Here is a 17679-nt window from a genome sequence, read left to right as displayed (position 1 = left end):
TCGGTGAATGGTGAATTTTTGTTCGTACCTATTTACTTGGCTCTTTTTACTTGGCTCTTTTTACTTGGCTCTTTCAAAAGTATAATGATTCAGCAGCATTCGGATTTCGTTGTATTCGAAATCTTTTGGTAACGCGTTTTTCCAGTCGGTGAGACTGTCGTGGGAATCGGCGTTTTGAAATTCCTTTTCGAAAATCTTGAGTTTTTCTTTTGGGAAAATTCTGGAAAGATCGAGCAAACCCTGACTTGCAAATTTCGAGAGGTGCCCGAAAATGGTTTCCGTAACCAAACCTCTTTCCTTTGCGATTTCGGGAATGGTTTTGCCTTCCTCAAACATTTGGAAAGTGAGAATATGTGAAGGAACTTTTGCAATCTTGGTTGATATTTTCACGTCGTTTTCTCCATCAAACAGCTTGGTTTCCAGCAGGTAAACTTTTTTCAGGTCATTCAGATAATCTTCCAAATCATCCAGAAAAACACGGAAATCCTCATTATATTGTTTCAGACCTTTCACGCCTTTAGTTTCGGCATAAAAATCCAACAACTGCTGGAAAATCTTTTCATTAACATTGTTAAAGAAAAAATTCACCGCCCCTTTTGACTTGGCCTCAATCTCGCTCCACTCCCCGTTTCCATGAACAAACTTCTGCGTTTTCTGAAGAATGATTTTTTCGAATTTATCATAAATGGAAATCAGGTTTTCGAGTTCGGGCTTGATTCCCTGATAAAGAAATTTCACCTTATCCTTATCGACGAATTTGCTGTATTTCGACGAGTTGTTCCACGAATCCAATGAATTTTTAAACCACCTGCAGTCGAGACGATTCAGGACTTTCTTGATGCTGTAATCATATTTTTCGGCATTCAGGATTTCGTCCATTCTGTCGTTTGCATGAGTATCATCCTGAAATTTTGAAACCCTTCTGTCGGCAAAAATAACGTCGGGTGTGATTTTGGATTTTAAGACAATTCCTTCCAAAGTTCTGCAACGCGAAAGTGCGACGTAAACCTGCCCGGAAGCAAAAGATTTTCCTGCATCGATGATGAGCCGGTCGAAAGTGAGTCCCTGACTTTTATGGATCGTAACCGCCCAAGCTAAACGGATCGGGTATTGTTTGAAACTTCCCAAAATATCTTCGGTGATGTTTTTCTCAGAATCGAGGGAATATCTTTTCTGTTCCCACACTTCTTTCTTTAAAGTGTAACTTTCATCGTCGCCATCGATGACTACGGTAATTCCTTTTTCGTCGAGGTCAACAATTTCCGCCAACTTTCCGTTGAAATATCTTCTTTCGCCACTAGCATCGTTTCGGATAAACATAATTTGCGAGCCGACTTTCAGTTCCAGCGTTTCATCGTTCGGATACTGGTTTTCATTAAAATCACCGACAATATCTGCTTTAAAGAAAAAGGATTTCCCGGGAAGTTCCGCCAATTTTTTCCGGTTGATTTCATCCGCCATTCGGTTGTGGGAAGTGAGGTAAACATAAGGTTCGTCGGTCGGTTCGAAATCAGGAATATACCTTTCATTCAAACTTTCAAAATCGATATCGCGAATTTCACCATCACGGATTTCATTGAGGATGTCGAGAAATTTTTCGTCTTTCTGGCGGTAAACGGTGGTCAGTTCAATCGTTATTAAAGGCAATTCCTTCAGCGCCAAACTTTCAAAAAAGAAAGGGGAATTATAATATTGGTTCAAAATATTCTCATCGCGAACCACCGGCGGAAGCTGATACAAATCTCCGATGAACAGCATCTGTACTCCCCCGAATTTCTGCTGATTTCTTCGCACGTGGCGAAGAGAAAAATCCATCATATCCAACACATCGGCTCTCAACATCGAAACCTCATCGATAATGATGATCTCGATTTCTCGCAGCAGTTTCAGTTTTTCTTTTCGGTATCTGAAGTGGTGCATTAAATCTGCAATATTCATCGCAAGATTTCCGTCAATCCTTTCTGTGGTGGGAGCAAAAGTTCGCAGTGGCAAACCAAACATCGAGTGAATCGTAACTCCACCTGCGTTGATCGCGGCAATCCCGGTTGGTGCGACCACGATGTGTTTCTTACGGGTTCTCTTCACAAAATCGTTCAGAAAAGTAGTTTTCCCGGTTCCGGCTTTTCCGGTGAGGAAAATACTTCTGTTGGTATGTTCGGCTAAATTGAAGAGAGATTCATTCATCCTTCAAAAATACTGAAAATGTTCGACGCAAACCATGTGGAAAACACCCAAAAATTGGTATTCCGTGGAAAAGGCAGTATTTTTGATGCACAATTCAAAACCCAAAAAATGAAGTATTTTCTTGTAATCGCCATTTCTGTTTTATCATTAAATTCCTGTAAATCAAAGAAAAATATTGATACCGAAACACTTCCGAAAGACATCGCGCTGAAACCCGACAACAATTATGTGCAGCAGGAGGACTACAAAAAGCTCTCGGTGATGATTCAGGAAATTGAGGCCGAGATTGCGAAAGAAACCTGCACCGATGCCTCAGAATGGCGGATTTCACCGATCGGGTCCAAACCTTGCGGCGGTCCGAGTTCCTACATCGCCTATCCGATAAAAATCGAAAACGAAATTCTCCCGAAAATCAAAAACGTTACGCAAATGCAGTCGGCCTTTAACCAGAAATACGGAATTATTTCGGATTGCGCGGTGGTTCCCGCTCCTTCCGGAATCCGTTGCGAAAATGGAAAAGCAGTTTTGATGGGAGGAAAGTCGGCGGTATCAGAAGTGCAGTGATTTAACCGACGCTTTGGTTGCTCTCCGTTTTGTGCAGGGAGTCTTTCAGAAGTTTTGCTGCGCTCCATTTTGCGTGACGGGACGGCTTGATGTAATGCCCCATCTTTTCAGCATAAACCTTGGTAAATTCAGCTCCGAAAAATACAAGCTGACACGAATAGTTGATCCACATCATCAGCAAAATAATCGTTCCCGCCGCACCGAAAACTGAAGTCGGCTTCGAAAATTCAAAATAAATTCCGAGCAGATATTTTCCGACATTGAAAAGAAAGGCGGTAAGCAACGCACCCATCCAAACCGAACGCCAGGAAATATCGACATCGGGAAGAATTTTAAACATCATTGCAAATAGAACCGTCACCACCACAAAGCTTACCACAAAATTGACGATTTGGGTGAAAATCAAAGTTTCGATACCGAAACGTCTTGTAATCCAGTCGCTTGCGATTCCTAAGAGTGAAGAAAGGACCAAACTTATCAATAACAAAAAAGCGATAATCAGGATCATTCCCAAAGAGTTGGCGCGGTCGAGGATATATTTCTGAAACGCTTTTTTCGGTGCCGCTTCCACATCCCACAAAGTGTTTAAGCTTTGCTGCATCTGAAAAAACAAGGTAGTCGCCCCGAAAACCAGCGATGCGATTCCGATGATTTTCATGAAGACATTTTCTCTGTCCCAAACCGCGCTCATCACCATATCCTGAACACTGTCACCGATTTCTTTTCCTGTAATCCCACTGATTTGGCGGGTGATTTCACCGCGAATTGCTTCGTCGCCAAAAAACATTCCCGCTACCCAAATAATGATAATCAAAAGTCCGGGAAGTGAAAAAATGGCGTTGTAGGCGATGCTCGCCGAATCTTTGGATGCGGAGGAATTATTCCACGAGGTGAAAGTCTCTTTCAGAAGTTGCCAAGTGAATTTCAGGTAGCGCATTTTTATTTAGGAATTTCAGATTCCGTTTTCGAAATCGGTTTTCAGTATGGAATATCTTAAAACATCGATGTGTTTCCCGTTTTTAAAATATTCCTCTTTTAGTTGCGCTTCCAAATTCATACCACAGTTCATCATAATTTTTCCCGAAGCAGGATTATGCGGAAAATGGGATGCGTACAGTTTATTTAGGTGAAGGTCGGTAAACCCGAAGCGGATGACTTCCTTCAATGCTTCGGTGACAAATCCACGATTCCAGAAATCTTTTCCCAACCAGTAACCGAGCTCTGCTTTCTTGTTTTTAAAGTCGATATGAATTCCGATGGCGCCGATTAGCGCGGGTTGCTCTTTCTGCCTGATTGCAAATGTGAAATTGGTTTGATCTTCAAAACCTTTATTCACCAAATTTTCCATGAAAAATTGCGCGTCTTCGATTTTGTACGGAAAGGGAATACTGAGCGTGTTTTCGGAAAATGCGGAATCGGTGTTCAACTGCTTGATTAAATCGTCGGTGTCGGATTGAACGGGACGGTTTAAGAGGAGCCGCTGTGTTTGGAGTTGGGGGAAGGTTTTCATTATACCGATTTAGACAATTAACTAATACGAAAAGCACTATAGAATGCTGGATATTCAGATTAAAAATAAATAAGTTTTGGCTAAAGCCAAATGAAATCACTTAAAACAAACGGGCTAAAGCCCGTTCCTATTGATGTTAGATACCATTATGTAAACGCCTAATTCTATCATTAAATTTGTAATATCACTCCTTCGGAGCGCAGATTATTTTGCGTGTAATTTGGAACACAGATTTCGCTCCTATTGAGTCAATAAATAGTTTTCCTGAAATCATTCTCGAAAAAACCTTCGGTTTTTGGACAAAGCTCGATTTGTCCTTACATGTACCAACTGGAATATTTCACGTAATTATTTGCAATTCTGTTCACTTCGCCTTCCAATAAATCGGCGGAAATGTCTTTGATTTTTCTTGCGGGAACTCCGCCCCAAACTTCGCCGGACTTGATGTGCGTTCCCTGAGTAACCACCGAACCTGCACCCACGATGGAGTTGCTTTCCACCAAACAGTCGTCCATCACGATCGCGCCCATTCCGATCAGCACATTGTCGTGGATCGTGCAGCCGTGAACAATCGCATTGTGACCGATCGAAACATTGTTACCCAACGTAAGCGGAAATTTCTCGTAGGTGCAGTGCAGCATGGCGTTGTCCTGAACGTTGACTTTATCGCCCATTCTGATATAATGCACATCGCCACGAATTACCGCATTGTACCAAATACTGCAGTTTTTGCCCATTACGACGTCGCCGATGATCGTTGCGGTTTCTGCCAAAAAAGTTCCTTCACCGATTTGTGGGGTTTTGCCTAAAAGCTCACGAATAATTGCCATTCTTTTGGTTTGATTTGGTTTGATAAATTTGAATTTGTTTGAATTTGTTACAAGTTTCAAGTTTCAGGTTTCAAGTCTCAGGTTTCAAGTTTCAAGTTTACTCACGAATTAATCTATTATTTTTATGGAGTTCGTGATTGCTTCGCAATTCAGATTTCGGATCAGTTTGTTGAAATTTCAATCTTTCAATACTTTGTCTTCGGACTTCAGACTTCCATCTCCCATCTTCCATCAAAATTTCAGTGATTGACAAAGTCTAAAATAAGGACTTCGCTATCCGATTTCTTATCCGTATTTTTGCATCTCAAATTTAATAAATAAAATGACAAAGATTATCATAGAGCCGACAGAGAATCCGAAAGTGATGAAGTTTGTGGCAGATTACAACCTGATTCCTGGATCTTTGGAGCTGGACAGAACTTCCGATCTTTCCGAAATTCCTTTAGCGCAGGAACTTCTGAAATATCCTTTCGTTGAGAGAATTTTCATTACCGCAAATTTTGTTGCTGTGGCGAAACAGGATTCCGTGGAATGGGAACACGTTGCTGAAATCTTAAAAACCGTTATCGAAGACGAGTTGCTCGCAAATCCACGGGTTTATCTTCAAAAAAGAAAAGAAATGTACCAGATTTATTCGGAAATGACGCCCAATCCGAATGTGATGAAATTCGTTTCCACGAAATTTTTACTCGAAGGTTTTCTGGAAGCAAAATCGAGGGAAGAAGCTGACGACATTCCTTTGGCAAAAGCAATTTTTGACGAGTTTGAATATGTGACACAGGTTTTTATTTCCGACAATTTCGTGGCAGTGACCAAAGACGACACTTACCAGTGGCACGAAATTATGGTTCCGGTGAGAGCTTTTATTTCCGACTATCTGCAGAATGGCGGAAGAGTTGCGAACATCGAGCCGCAAAAACACGAGACTCCCGTTGAGAAATTGATCAACCGCGAATACAACGAAAACGAACAAAAAATTTCCGATATCCTTAATGAATACGTTGCTCCCGCTGTAGAAGGCGATGGCGGAAAAATTTCATTAATGGAATACGACGAAGAAAATAAGGTGGCGAAAATGCTACTTCAAGGTGCGTGTTCAGGATGCCCAAGTTCTACCGCGACGTTGAAGGGCGGAATTGAAAATATCCTAAAACAATTCGTTCCCGATCTCGTGGAAAAAGTGGAAGCAGTGAACGAGTAGATTTTTGTTTCGAGTTTCAAGTTTCAAGTTCAAAACTGAATCGTCGGAATACGAGTTTAAAATTTTAAATATTAAAAGTCAATTTTTTTGAGTAAAGAATCGCAAATATCAAATCTACAGCCGAAAGATTCCCGAAAAGGAATATTGCTTGTAAACCTCGGTTCGCCAAAATCGACAAAGGTTGAAGATGTAAAAGAATATCTGGACGAATTCCTGATGGATGAACGCGTGATCGACTACCGCTGGTTTTTCCGAACGCTTTTGGTACGCGGAATTATTCTTAGAACACGCCCCGCAAAATCGGCGGAAGCTTACAAAACGGTATGGACCGACGAAGGTTCTCCGTTGATCGTCATTACCGAACAGATCCAGAGAAAACTTCAAAAATTAGTGGACGTTCCTGTCGAAATCGGGATGAGATACGCCGAACCAAGCATCAGGACAGGAATCCAAAAGCTGGTTGACCAGGGAGTTTCTGAAATTGTACTTTTCCCGCTTTATCCGCAATACGCGATGAGCACGACGGAAACGGTGGTCGAAAAAGCAGAGGAAGTGAGAAAGGAATTTTTCCCCGGTGTGAAAATCAATTATGTGCAGCCGTTTTACAACAGAGAAATCTACATCGACTGTTTGGCGGAAAGCATCCGAGAAAAACTGCCCGAGAATTTCGACGCACTGCAGTTCTCTTATCACGGCGTTCCTGAAAGACACCTCTATAAAACCGATCCAACAAAAACCTGTAATCTGAAAGATTGCTGCTCACGCGAAAATAATCCAAGTCACCGGTTTTGCTACCGACACCAATGTTTCAAAACGACTGAATTGGTTTTAGAAAAATTAAATTTACCCAAAGAAAAAGCTTTGGTTACGTTTCAATCACGACTGGGAAAAGACAAGTGGATCGAGCCATACACTGACGAAACTTTAGAAAATCTACCGAAAAAAGGAGTGAAGAATCTGGCAATCGTCTGTCCCGCATTTGTTTCCGACTGCCTGGAAACTTTAGAAGAAATTTCGGTTGAAGGAAAAGAGGAATTCCTTCACGCGGGTGGAGAAAACTTCCACTACATTCCCTGTCTGAACGATGAAGACCGATGGGTTGAAGTGGTGAAAACACTTTGCGAAGAAGAGTTGGGAGATTTCTATTTGGTCTGAAGCTTCTTCAATATTACCTAAAATCAAAACAGCGCCTCTTTTCAGAAGGCGCTGCTTCGTTTGCGTTCCGCTGTAGCCGGTTACCGCAGTTCCTGGAGCGTTCGTTTCGTGAATGAGTTGCTCTGTACCGAGAATTTCTCCTGATTTTGCATCTACGAAAACGTATTGTCTGCTCAAAGGTTCTTCCGCATAAATATCGAATTTATAAGCCAGTTTAAGGTCAGAAAGGTTTTCATCTGTCGGTTGCGAGTAATACACTTTTTCTCCTTTCGGCATATAGGTTGCCAAATCGCTGTTTGAGCTTGCTTTATGCATATTTTCTTCGTCTGCATTTTCCCATTTGTACACTTTAGCGCCCACAAAATTCAAGGCATTCTGAAATGCGATACTTTCAGAAAGAGCAATCTGTTTCGATTTTGCTGCAGCAGATAATTTTTGGCTGTCCACAATCCACTTTCCGGTTTCACCAACGATTTTGCCGTTCTTGGTTTGAACGTTCATCATTCCGCATTCCACAGGAAGTCCGTTAATCATCTGCAGAAAACGGTGGGCTTCATAACCCAACTGATCGGTTTCGGTTCCTAATTTCTGGCTTCAGCGTTGGAAAACTGTCTTGAACTTTCATTAAACAAAACTGGCAATCCCTGAAAATCGGGTGCATTTTTGTCAAATCTCAGGAACTCGGCGTGAAGTCCGTTTTTGCCTGTAATTAATTTGGAAGGCGCTTCCTGAGCGAAAACAAATGTTGCTGAAAGGAAAGCAGCAGCGAGGAGAAATTTGCGGTTCATTTTTATTGATTTTTAAAATTGCAGAATAAATGTATTGTTTATTTTCATTCACACCATACTTTAGTTGAGAAAAATTAAAAATAAATATTATTCAATACTTATCTTTTTCATCATGAACATCAATATTATATAAATTTCTTGTAATCATTAATGCTTTATGATAAAAAAAATATCAATAAATTACTAATAACCATTTGCTTTTCCTTATTTATATCTATTTAAATTAATCATAATTGAATATCAATATATTACGAAAAAGCCATTACTGATATGGAAAATCATTGATATCATTAAGAAAGAAAAATAAAAATGCCTGCTTAAAAACAGGCAATATTAAAGTTGTTATGTGTAAGAAGTTATCGAACTGGTGATCGGAATTCGCCGTAACCAATGAGCCCGTCGTAGTTTCTGCCGAAAGGTTGGTAATACAGAAATGCCTGATAAAGATTCTCAGTTTGCCAAAAATTCCCGTTGATCTCCCCGAAGTTCAAAGTGCCGTCAGGATTTTTTGTCGTTAAAATGTAATTGTAGAATCCCTGTTTCAGATAAATTTTGGCGATATACTTCTTTGCTTTTTCATCGTAAAACATTTGGTTCTCTGTTGAGGGGATAAAGTCATTAAAGCCGCCCAAAACATAAATTTCCTTATCGGTCTTTTCGGAGTCGAGGGCAAAATACACCCACGAATAATCTGCTTCGCGATCAGCATTTCGCTCGATTCCCAAATCGTTTCTTCGGAAATAGAAAGCTCCGTTCACATCTGGTTGATATTGGTAATTTAGCGGAAAAGCCCAAACTGGATGGAGATAGGTGTAATTCACGCCGTCCACATTTTCGTTTCCTGCGACCATATCGAAAGCGCCCATCAGATTCTTATTGTCGAAATAATAAAACTCGTTGTTTCCGGGGAAAACCAAATTCATCTGCTGGAACAAAAGTTTATTCCCTAAAGTTGAGCTTGGTCGAAGATTCTGTACAGACATATTCCAGTTGTTGTTTTGGATGACGTTCAGCGAAACAGAATTCACGTTCGAAGTCAGAACCCCGGAATTTCCAATCGCCTGTACTTCCACTCTCTGATTGATTTGCGGATTTCGCGCATCCGAAGTTCTGGTCACGTTCAACCCGAGATTCGCCCCATCTTCAACCACGGAGAATCTCTTGGTAAAAATCGGTTTGCTCGCAGAATCTTTATAGACGATCAGTTCGAAATTTCCCGAAATCTTTGGCTGCATCTTATCATTTGGGAAAGTCAGCGTATAATTCGTGTACTGCTGCAAAGTGTTGAACGAGTACTGAAACTGGTCGATGAGCCCATTTAAACTTCCGTTCGCATATTCGGTGAAAAAGAGTCCGTCATCATTCCAATTTCTGTCGAAATGCTTAATCGTATAGCGATAAATCGTGCTGGAATTGGAAAGGTCGTCGAAACGCAGAATCAAGCGCTCATTGAAACCAATCACGGGAGTTTCGTCGTTGGTTTGCGGATTAAACAGTTGGATTCCTCTGATGTCCTGACCAAAGCTGAACGAAACGCAAAAAAGCAAAATGAGATATAAGTTTTTCATCGGTACGAAGATAACGAAAAACGAGCTAAAAAATTTTGGTGAAGAGCCATAAATCATTTCCACAGAAAATGGGTTAACTTTGCGGCAAAAGAAGTTTATGATGCACCTCCAATCCTTTGCTTTCAACCCTTTTTCAGAAAACACCTATATCGCTTTAAACGATCATAAAGACTGCTTTATCATCGATCCAGGAAATTTCAACGAGCAGGAAACCGCCGCGCTCACGAATTTTATTTCCGCAAACGGGCTGAATGTAAAGAATATTCTTCTCACACACGCACACATCGACCACGTTCTCGGATTGCAAACCGTTTACGACCGCTACAAAGTTCCCGTTCTGATTCACGAAACCGAAAAGGAAATCCTCGACAGAAATCCAATGACGGCGAGACAATTTGGATTTTTCTTCAAACCGTTTGAAGGTGAAATTCAATTCTTAAAAGAAGGTGAAACTATAAATTTAGGTGAAGACCAATTCAAAGTTCTGCACGTTCCTGGACATTCACCCGGTCATATTGCGTTCCATAACGAAGCACAAAAAATCGTCGTTTCTGGTGACGTCCTTTTTGAGGGAAGCATCGGGAGAACCGACCTCTACAAAGGAAACCACGAGCAGCTGCTCGAAAGCATTAAAACTAAACTTTTCGTTTTAGACGGTGAAACCCAAGTTTTCTGCGGACACGGAAATCCTACGAAGATTGGTTTTGAGAGGGAATATAATCCGTTTTTTAGGTAAGAAAAAAGACTAAAGGAAAAAGACAGAAGAGAAAAGTTCTTGCAGCCGCTAATCATTGTTTCTCGTCGCGTTCCTACACCGCCTTCCATTTAATGTTGCAGCCCATACTTGGTCGCTGCAGTTCTTCCTGCGGTTCGCCTGCGAGAAGATTTTCAAAGGCAATGATTAAATCTTCACCCGTGATTTCCTTGCTGTTTCCGGGGCGGGAATCGTCCATTTGCCCACGGTATATCAAATCGAGTTTGTCATCGAAGAAATAGAAGTCGGGAGTGCATGCCGCGTCGTAAGCTTTTGCAACCGCCTGACTTTTGTCGTACAGATAAGGAAAATCAAACCGACGCTCCACCTGGAATTCGACCATTTTTTCTGGGGAATCCGCCGGATATTTTTCCACGTCGTTGGAATTGATCGCGATGAACTCGATTCCTTTTTCCTGATAGTCTTCATACAGCTCCGTGAGTTTGTCGATTACATGAATCACAAACGGACAGTGGTTGCACATAAAGATCACCAAAGTTCCTTTTTCGCCTTTCAACTCGTCGAGCGACTGGATTTCGTTGCTGTGCGAAGGATTGGGAAGTTCGAAGAAAGGTGCCTTTGTTCCGAGTTCAAGCATATTGGAGGGGGTGTTTGCCATAATTTTCAATTTACTAATTTACTAATTTACCAATGTAACAATTTACCAATCTACTGCAGAAAAAATTATTCTTATTAAATAAACATTGCTTCCTTGCTTCCTTGCTTCATTGCTTCATTGCTACATTGCTACATTGTTACATTGTTACATTATTTTCTTGAGCAAAGATAAGGATTCTTCCAGCGAATTTTCGAAATTTACCCAGTGGATGTTTTCCTCTTTTCGGTACCACGTGAGTTGCCGCTTTGCGAATCTGCGGGAGTTTTTCTTGATTTCCTCAATCGCGAAATCCAAAGTCCACGATCCGTCGAAGTATTTGAATAGCTCGGTGTAACCAACAGTTTGAAGCGGGACAAGATTTTTATAGTCGACCAAACTTCTCGCCTCATCGACCAATCCATCGGAAATCATCTGTTCGACACGCTGGTTGATTCTTTCGTAAATTGTTTCGCGCGGTGCTTCAATCCCAATTCGGACGACTTCGAAATTTCTTTTCATTACCTGATCGGCAATATTTTCGGTGTAGGTTTTTCTTGTTTGCCAAATAATGTCGATCGCCCTCAACAGGCGTCGCGGATTGTTGAGATCAACATTTCTGTAATATTCGGGATCGAGGTCGAGAAGCATTTGCTGGAGTTTTTCGATTCCTTCGGAGTCCCAAATTTCGGCGAGTCTTTTCTGATGGTTTTCGTCGGCTTCGGGTAAATCGTTGAGTCCCTCGATGACGGCTTTTTCGTACATCATACTTCCACCGACGAGAACTGCGACGTCGTGTTTTTGGAAAAGTTCGGCAAGTTTTTCCGCAGCATCTTTTTCGAATTGTCCGATAGAATAATAATCTTTCACGGAAAGGTTTCCGATGAAATGGTGAGTAACTTCGGCAAGTTCGGCGTCGCTCGGTGTGGCGGTTCCGATCTTCATCTCCCGGAAAAACTGGCGCGAATCGCAGGAAACGATTTCGGTCCCGAAATGTTTCGCGATTCCGATGGCGAGTTTCGTTTTGCCGATTCCAGTGGTTCCGATAACGGAGATTAAAGTTTTCATGGCGCTAATTTCCTGATTTTTTTTGAAAGAAGAAATGAATCGTCTTCTTAACCAGGTCATACGCATTTAAAAGACAAATCCATTACAACCACAAAAGTCACAAAAGCTCAATATCTAAAAAATGATAAAGTTGAAATATAACTTATTAATAGAACACAAAAGTTCAAAAAATCGAAGATTTTTTCTTTCGTTATCTCTTATAAACTTCATTTGAATTTCATTAAATATTAAAGTTGTTTAAAGTAAATGCAAAATCATTTTTTATTACCGCAAAAGATTGATGCAATAAGCTCTCCAAAAGAACAAAAAAGGTGAAATTCTTATACCATATGCTTTTATGGCCTTTTGAAGAACTTCGCAGTATTATTATCTTTTATCGCTTTTGCGGTTACAGTTACATTAAACAAGTTCATTGATTTAAACACTATTCTTTTGTGAATCTTTTGTGGGGAAAATTTTAATGTGACCTGCTTCTGAGCCCCGATCGCAGCGGAAATCCCGCAGCGCCGACGAAGGAGGAGCGAGGAATTGCAGCGAAGAGCGGGACCGGGTGTGGAAAATTGATCCCAGTTTCTTGCTCCAAAAAAAAACGCCCATTTTACTGAGCGGCTATGTTTATCCTACGATTTCGGCTTCTGCGATGTTGGGATCCGTTTTTTTGGATGCTTCCCACATTACGAATTTTTCGGCTTCGGAAGTGAGCATCGGGATGGCTAAAGCGAGGAGCGCCATGTCGTCGAGGACGCCGATTACAGGCAGCCAGTCGGGGATGATGTCGAGCGGCGATACCAAGTAAAGCAGCACCAAACCTGGAACGATCATGTTTTTGACTTCTGGTCTGTAGCCGTTTTTGTTGAGCACCGACTTCATCATCCTCACAATCACGGGGATTTTTTGGATGAATCCTTTGTGCTTGAACGCCTCTTTTGCCAGCTGAATTTTTGATATTCTCATTTCTGTTTTTTAGTTTTAGAACGCTACTAAATTCGCAAATTCTGTACCAAGATTTCGTAAACTTTAGTTAAAGTTATTTCGCCATCGCATCGATCATATCGTGTACCGATTTGGTGTTCCAGTCTTTCGATGCGTCCTCTTTCAGCAGGATTCTGCCGTTTTTGTCGAGCAGGAAAGTCGTGGGGAAAGCTTTAGGAAGCACATTCGCAGTTACCGGACTTTCCGCCATATAAACGGGGACGGTGTAATTATTTTCCTGAAGGAACTTCTTCACCGCTTCCTCTTTGTCCTGCATCGCGATCAGTACGAAATCTACCTTGTCTTTTTTGCTGTCGTGCAGCTTCTGGATTGTAGGCCATTCTTCGCGGCACGGAGCGCACCAAGTTCCCCAAAAGTTGAGCAGCACGAGTTTTTTGCCCTTAAAATCTTTCAGGTTTGCATCGGGAACGTTCATTCCTTTAAGCTGGATGTTGTAATCGGCATCGTTGAGCGTGATCGCTTCTTCCACCGTTGCAATGGGGAAAAACAAGGTATTGAGTTTGACGCGAACCGACGGAACGAGCCACACCACCAATAAAATCGCGGTTGCAACGAGATAGAAAAGATTTTTTTTGAGAAAGTTCATACCGTTTCTAATTTGGTAATTTGAAAATTTGGTAATTTGGAAATTGCCACTTCACAAATTTACAATAAATCTAAAATCTCTTCGATGGCGTCTTTGCCGCGGTTTTTCGCGTAGTACACCTGAAGGTCGTTGTAGAATTCCTCTCTTGGATAGGTTTCGGGATTTTCCTTGAATTTCTTGAGAAGTTCGGTGCCGAATTTCGGTCGGGGTCCCCAATTGGAAATCACGTTGTAGTCCTCATCCAATAAAAGTACGATCGGGATGGACTGCGTTCCGTTCACCAAAAACTGGTCGATCAGCGAGGTGTCGGAATCTCTTAAGAAAACGCGCACTTCATTTCCGCCCTGCTCGAAAAATTTGGAAACTGCAGGAACTGTCGCACTTGCATCGCCGCACCACGGTTCGGAAATGATCAAAACTTTGCCACCGAAATTTTTAGTTTTGAGTTTCTCCAGCTGAGCTTCATCCATCTTAAAAGTTTTCAGGGTGCGCTCCATTCTTTGGAGACCGAGTTCGTAATACTCCTGTTTTTCGTCGTTTTTGTTGGGATTGTTGGTTGCCCTTTCTTTTGCAATGTCCATATACCCGTCGACACTGAGGGCTTTCTGCCAATATTCTTTCATTTTATAAATTTTTTACAAATTTCGTCTTTATCGTTGTTAAGAATTGTAACTGAAATCACATTAGATTTTTCTGAGCTGGTTGATCAGGAATAAATCCGCGAGAACAAACGCCGCGAGATTTTCCACAATGGGAACAGCTCTCGGCAAAACGCACGGATCGTGTCTTCCTTTTCCTTCGAGGATGACGGGATTGCCGTCTTTGTCAAAACTTTCCTGCGGACGCAAAATCGTTGCCACAGGTTTGAACGCGACACGGAAATAGATGTCCATCCCGTTTGAAATTCCACCCTGGATCCCGCCCGAAAGATTGGTTTTGGTGCTGAAATCTTTGTTGAATAAATCGTTGTGCTCCTTTCCCGTCATCTTTGCGCCACAAAAACCGCTTCCGTATTCGAAACCTTTTGCCGCGTTAATGTTCATCATCGCTTTTGCCAGTTCTGCCTGAAGTTTCCCGAAAACAGGTTCGCCGATTCCTGCAGGAAGATTTTTGATGACGCAGGTAATGGTTCCGCCGATCGTGTTTCCTTCCTTCCGAATCTCTTTAATTTTAGAAATCATCTTCTCGGCAGTTTCCGAGTCGGGACAGCGAACTTCATTGGAATCGGTTTTAGAAAAATCTAAATCCTGATAAGGTTTCTCGCAGAAAATTTCGCCTACCGAAGAAACGTAAGCATTAATCTCCACATTTTCGGGAAGGAGTTGTTTTGCCAAACTTCCTGCAACGACCCAGTTCACGGTTTCGCGCGCAGAAGATCTTCCGCCGCCACGGTAATCGCGGAAACCGAATTTTTGGTCATAGGTAAAATCGGCATGACTTGGCCGAAAGGTATTTTCGAGGTGGCCGTAATCTTTGGATTTCTGGTTCTCGTTCTCAATAATAAAACCGATCGGAGTTCCTGTGGTTTTTCCTTCAAAAATTCCAGAAAGAAACTTCACAGTGTCGCTTTCTTTTCGTTGGGTAACGATTGAACTTTGACCAGGTTTTCTGCGGTCGAGCTGTTTCTGTACCTCATCGAAATCGACTTTCAAACCTGCGGGAAAATTGGTGATGATTCCGCCATACGCGATTCCGTGGCTTTCGCCGAAAGTGGAGAGTGTGAGAAAATTTCCTAAACTGAACATTTTACAAAGTTAGTGAAAAGCGGTCAACGATTTTGAATCGGGTCAAATACGTAAATATTTTAACCAGAAAAGGGACAAAAGTTTTTATTTTATAAATGAAAAAGATGAAATAGCACCTATTACACATTTGGGTAAAATCAGTCAAATCAATGATAGGACATTGATAATCAAATTCTTAATGTTAGAAAACGCAAAGAATTAAAGGTTTATACGCACAATCATAAGAATGCAAAGCTTGATCCGCTAAAGCGAATTGATGAAGCGGTCGCTTATTCAGCGGATTTATCCGCAATCTTTGCCTAACTCAATTTAGAGGATTTTAATACAAACCTTTGCGTTAAAAAAACTCTTAATGCACAACTCTGAAAGGACACAAAAGTTTAAAAATCTACGATTTTTTCTTTTACGATCTATCAAAAGTGTCCACAAATAACAATTAATCAAAGCTTTAAGCAAAATTCTTTTGTTCCTTTTGTGGTTTAAAAAAATATGTTGTCCTACTGCTTTCGACCTGATTCTAAATAATCATCCAGGATTTTTTGAAGTTGCTTTTTTTCGCCGTCGTTAATTTTTTTCCAGATGAAACCTTCACGTAAAGTTTTTCCTTTTAATTGTGGGAAAATTCCGGCATTCAAATCCTCCTGAACGAAACCTGGCGAAATGGCGGGAATCGGCGTCTGAAAACTGAAAATATATCCATCGACCCAATTGAATTTCAGATTTCCGATTTGATGAGTTTTGAATTGATCCCATTCATAATCAGAAGGTTGGTAAAGCTGAGCGAATTTAAATCCACCCATAAAACTTCCCGATTGAAAACTTGGCAGATGCGTTTTGAGAATATTTGGAAAAGACAAAAATCCCGCAAGAACAACCGACAAACCCACAAAGATAAGTTTCGCATACACCGATGAAATTTCTTTGTAAAATATCACAAAGAACACGACAAAAAACACATCGATGAAAAACCTGTATTGTGCGGAAAACAGAAGCACCAAAACACTTTTGACCAAAACAGAAACGAAAACAATCCAGACCAACCTTGATTTTTTGATCAGGGAATACACCAAAAATGCAACTAAAGTAAGGATGAAGAAAATGTTGATTTTCCCTTTAATTCCTTTTAGTAAAAACCAGTTTTTGATGTGGTCGAAATGAGTGAATTTATTGATTTCATCAATGGAATACTGTAGGTCGTAAGTTTTCATAATTGCCATTTCCGAAGAATTTTTCAAAAGATCCGCATTAGGTTTCCACGAAAAATCAAAATCGAAATACTGCACCGGGAAAACAGGAAACCCGAAAGTCCAGATGTTTTTGACAAAGAATAAAATCAGGATGAAAGTTCCTGGAACGATCACCTTGAAACCCGATTTCACGATGAAGACCAGATACAGAAAAACCAGCAAAGGAAGCCAGATCATCGTCGGTTTGATGGCGAAAACAAAAACGGAAAGCGCGAAAAGATGTCCAGTTCTATTATTGTTTTTGAAAAGTTCATCCAAAATAATTAATGAGAATACGATCACGGGCAAATCTGTGCTCGGCGACTGCGAAAACAAAAACAGAATGGGCAGGAAAACCAGATGAATCCACGATTTTTTTTCGAAAATGAAAACAAGGTAAACCAATAAGACAATCCCATTCATCCGGAGAAAAGGATCCGAAAAATGCGAGAAACCCGCCTGAAAAATATGCCAAACCGACATTTGCCCCAAAAGCAGATCGAGGTTGGAAATTCCCTTAACCAAACCTACCTCGGAAATCCATTTGACCGTCGGAACATAATACCCGAAATGATCAAGGATGAACGGATAAAATGAACCGAAGAATAAAACCGCTCCGCCAAAAAACCAGAGAGACAATTTCTGTCGCGAAAAGAAATCCCAAAATTGCAGGTAACCTTTGAACCAAAAAAATGAAGACAAGCCGATGACGATCGTTGCGACCTCAACATGCAAGCTTAATGGTGCAAAAAACGCAATGCCTGTAAAAACCAATGAAAGCGAGAAAATCCCGAAAATGATTTTCCACGAAAATTCTTTGGTCGCGATTTTAAAAACCCGACTGAAAACCTCTCCGATTCCCCATAAAATCGGCAGCAGAAAAATCGCAGAAAGTAAAAGATAAAACACCCG

At 41.1% G+C, this 17679-nt stretch carries 17 protein-coding genes; 4 read left to right on the top strand and 13 right to left on the bottom strand.

Translation table 11 applies throughout. From position 1 onward, the window contains the following. Positions 1-60: 60 nt before the first annotated feature. Entirely contained in the window at positions 61-2184 is a 2124-nt protein-coding gene (locus tag MTP09_RS02325; RefSeq protein WP_243550271.1) for a helix-turn-helix domain-containing protein, read from the bottom strand. Between the two features lie 18 nt (positions 2185-2202). On the opposite strand from MTP09_RS02325, the gene MTP09_RS02320 reads away from it, so the two are divergent. Continuing rightward, positions 2203-2748, top strand: a complete 546-nt coding sequence (locus MTP09_RS02320) for a hypothetical protein (protein ID WP_243550269.1) — start codon at positions 2203-2205, stop codon at positions 2746-2748. A gap of 1 nt (position 2749) precedes the next feature. Here MTP09_RS02320 and MTP09_RS02315 read toward each other — a convergent pair whose 3' ends face one another. The 3 genes from MTP09_RS02315 to MTP09_RS02305 all read right to left on the bottom strand — a co-directional run bounded on the left by MTP09_RS02315 (position 2750) and on the right by MTP09_RS02305 (position 5088). Beyond that, complete coding sequence (locus MTP09_RS02315; RefSeq protein ID WP_243550267.1) at positions 2750-3685, bottom strand: YihY/virulence factor BrkB family protein; 936 nt, start codon at positions 3683-3685, stop codon at positions 2750-2752. A 15-nt stretch (positions 3686-3700) separates the two neighbouring features. Continuing rightward, positions 3701-4258 (bottom strand): GNAT family N-acetyltransferase, encoded by a 558-nt coding sequence (locus MTP09_RS02310; protein WP_243550265.1) that lies wholly within the window; start codon positions 4256-4258, stop codon positions 3701-3703. A 317-nt stretch (positions 4259-4575) separates the two neighbouring features. Further along, the gene (locus MTP09_RS02305; RefSeq protein ID WP_243550263.1) at positions 4576-5088 is read right to left on the bottom strand and encodes a gamma carbonic anhydrase family protein; all 513 of its coding nucleotides are present in this window, start codon (positions 5086-5088) and stop codon (positions 4576-4578) included. Between the two features lie 322 nt (positions 5089-5410). Between MTP09_RS02305 and MTP09_RS02300 the strand changes: the two genes are divergently transcribed. Together MTP09_RS02300 and hemH are read left to right on the top strand one after the other, a co-directional pair. After that, a complete protein-coding gene (locus MTP09_RS02300; protein WP_243550261.1) occupies positions 5411-6289 on the top strand; it encodes a NifU family protein in 879 nt (292 codons plus the stop codon). Positions 6290-6376: 87 nt separating this feature from the next. After that, positions 6377-7444, top strand: a complete 1068-nt coding sequence (gene hemH, locus MTP09_RS02295) for a ferrochelatase (protein ID WP_243550259.1) — start codon at positions 6377-6379, stop codon at positions 7442-7444. Positions 7445-8025: 581 nt separating this feature from the next. Here the strand turns inward: hemH and MTP09_RS02285 are convergent. Beyond that, positions 8026-8232, bottom strand: coding sequence for a hypothetical protein (locus tag MTP09_RS02285; RefSeq protein WP_243550257.1), 207 nt, complete (start codon positions 8230-8232; stop codon positions 8026-8028). A 356-nt stretch (positions 8233-8588) separates the two neighbouring features. Beyond that, positions 8589-9800, bottom strand: a complete 1212-nt coding sequence (locus tag MTP09_RS02280) for a type IX secretion system plug protein (protein ID WP_243550255.1) — start codon at positions 9798-9800, stop codon at positions 8589-8591. 97 nt (positions 9801-9897) lie between these two features. On the opposite strand from MTP09_RS02280, the gene MTP09_RS02275 reads away from it, so the two are divergent. Continuing rightward, entirely contained in the window at positions 9898-10536 is a 639-nt protein-coding gene (locus tag MTP09_RS02275) for an MBL fold metallo-hydrolase (RefSeq protein WP_243550253.1), read from the top strand. A gap of 73 nt (positions 10537-10609) precedes the next feature. Here the strand turns inward: MTP09_RS02275 and MTP09_RS02270 are convergent, their stop codons facing one another. The 7 genes from MTP09_RS02270 to MTP09_RS02240 all read right to left on the bottom strand — a co-directional run bounded on the left by MTP09_RS02270 (position 10610) and on the right by MTP09_RS02240 (position 17676). Beyond that, a complete protein-coding gene (locus MTP09_RS02270) occupies positions 10610-11173 on the bottom strand; it encodes a thioredoxin family protein (RefSeq protein WP_243550251.1) in 564 nt (187 codons plus the stop codon). Between the two features lie 144 nt (positions 11174-11317). Further along, positions 11318-12217, bottom strand: coding sequence for a tRNA (adenosine(37)-N6)-dimethylallyltransferase MiaA (gene miaA / locus MTP09_RS02265; RefSeq protein WP_243550249.1), 900 nt, complete (start codon positions 12215-12217; stop codon positions 11318-11320). Between the two features lie 615 nt (positions 12218-12832). Beyond that, a complete protein-coding gene (locus tag MTP09_RS02260) occupies positions 12833-13171 on the bottom strand; it encodes a YkvA family protein (protein WP_243550247.1) in 339 nt (112 codons plus the stop codon). Between the two features lie 73 nt (positions 13172-13244). After that, on the bottom strand, positions 13245-13796 hold the full coding sequence (locus MTP09_RS02255; RefSeq protein WP_243550245.1) for a TlpA family protein disulfide reductase: 552 nt from the start codon (positions 13794-13796) through the stop codon (positions 13245-13247). 59 nt (positions 13797-13855) lie between these two features. Next, a complete protein-coding gene (locus tag MTP09_RS02250; RefSeq protein ID WP_243550244.1) occupies positions 13856-14419 on the bottom strand; it encodes a thioredoxin family protein in 564 nt (187 codons plus the stop codon). Positions 14420-14479: 60 nt separating this feature from the next. Continuing rightward, entirely contained in the window at positions 14480-15541 is a 1062-nt protein-coding gene (aroC, locus tag MTP09_RS02245) for a chorismate synthase (protein WP_243550242.1), read from the bottom strand. A gap of 497 nt (positions 15542-16038) precedes the next feature. Then, the gene (locus tag MTP09_RS02240; RefSeq protein ID WP_396022237.1) at positions 16039-17676 is read right to left on the bottom strand and encodes an LIC_10190 family membrane protein; all 1638 of its coding nucleotides are present in this window, start codon (positions 17674-17676) and stop codon (positions 16039-16041) included. Positions 17677-17679 lie beyond the last annotated feature (3 nt).

The sequence above is a fragment of the Chryseobacterium suipulveris genome, from assembly GCF_022811685.1.
In the GTDB taxonomy this organism is placed as follows: Bacteria; Bacteroidota; Bacteroidia; order Flavobacteriales; family Weeksellaceae; genus Kaistella; species Kaistella suipulveris.
Note: the sequence above shows the minus strand (reverse complement) of the source record. Positions and strands in the feature narration are given on the sequence as shown.

What these genes read in the sequence shown, in the direction of transcription:
- MTP09_RS02325 (WP_243550271.1), bottom strand. Translation starts at nt 2,184, where the DNA reads ATGAATGAATCTCTCTTCAATTTAGCCGAACATACCAACAGAAGTATT.
- MTP09_RS02320 (WP_243550269.1), top strand. Translation starts at nt 2,203, where the DNA reads ATGTTCGACGCAAACCATGTGGAAAACACCCAAAAATTGGTATTCCGT.
- MTP09_RS02315 (WP_243550267.1), bottom strand. Translation starts at nt 3,685, where the DNA reads ATGCGCTACCTGAAATTCACTTGGCAACTTCTGAAAGAGACTTTCACC.
- MTP09_RS02310 (WP_243550265.1), bottom strand. Translation starts at nt 4,258, where the DNA reads ATGAAAACCTTCCCCCAACTCCAAACACAGCGGCTCCTCTTAAACCGT.
- MTP09_RS02305 (WP_243550263.1), bottom strand. Translation starts at nt 5,088, where the DNA reads ATGGCAATTATTCGTGAGCTTTTAGGCAAAACCCCACAAATCGGTGAA.
- MTP09_RS02300 (WP_243550261.1), top strand. Translation starts at nt 5,411, where the DNA reads ATGACAAAGATTATCATAGAGCCGACAGAGAATCCGAAAGTGATGAAG.
- MTP09_RS02285 (WP_243550257.1), bottom strand. Translation starts at nt 8,232, where the DNA reads ATGAACCGCAAATTTCTCCTCGCTGCTGCTTTCCTTTCAGCAACATTT.
- MTP09_RS02280 (WP_243550255.1), bottom strand. Translation starts at nt 9,800, where the DNA reads ATGAAAAACTTATATCTCATTTTGCTTTTTTGCGTTTCGTTCAGCTTT.
- MTP09_RS02275 (WP_243550253.1), top strand. Translation starts at nt 9,898, where the DNA reads ATGATGCACCTCCAATCCTTTGCTTTCAACCCTTTTTCAGAAAACACC.
- MTP09_RS02270 (WP_243550251.1), bottom strand. Translation starts at nt 11,173, where the DNA reads ATGGCAAACACCCCCTCCAATATGCTTGAACTCGGAACAAAGGCACCT.
- miaA (WP_243550249.1), bottom strand. Translation starts at nt 12,217, where the DNA reads ATGAAAACTTTAATCTCCGTTATCGGAACCACTGGAATCGGCAAAACG.
- MTP09_RS02260 (WP_243550247.1), bottom strand. Translation starts at nt 13,171, where the DNA reads ATGAGAATATCAAAAATTCAGCTGGCAAAAGAGGCGTTCAAGCACAAA.
- MTP09_RS02255 (WP_243550245.1), bottom strand. Translation starts at nt 13,796, where the DNA reads ATGAACTTTCTCAAAAAAAATCTTTTCTATCTCGTTGCAACCGCGATT.
- MTP09_RS02250 (WP_243550244.1), bottom strand. Translation starts at nt 14,419, where the DNA reads ATGAAAGAATATTGGCAGAAAGCCCTCAGTGTCGACGGGTATATGGAC.
- aroC (WP_243550242.1), bottom strand. Translation starts at nt 15,541, where the DNA reads ATGTTCAGTTTAGGAAATTTTCTCACACTCTCCACTTTCGGCGAAAGC.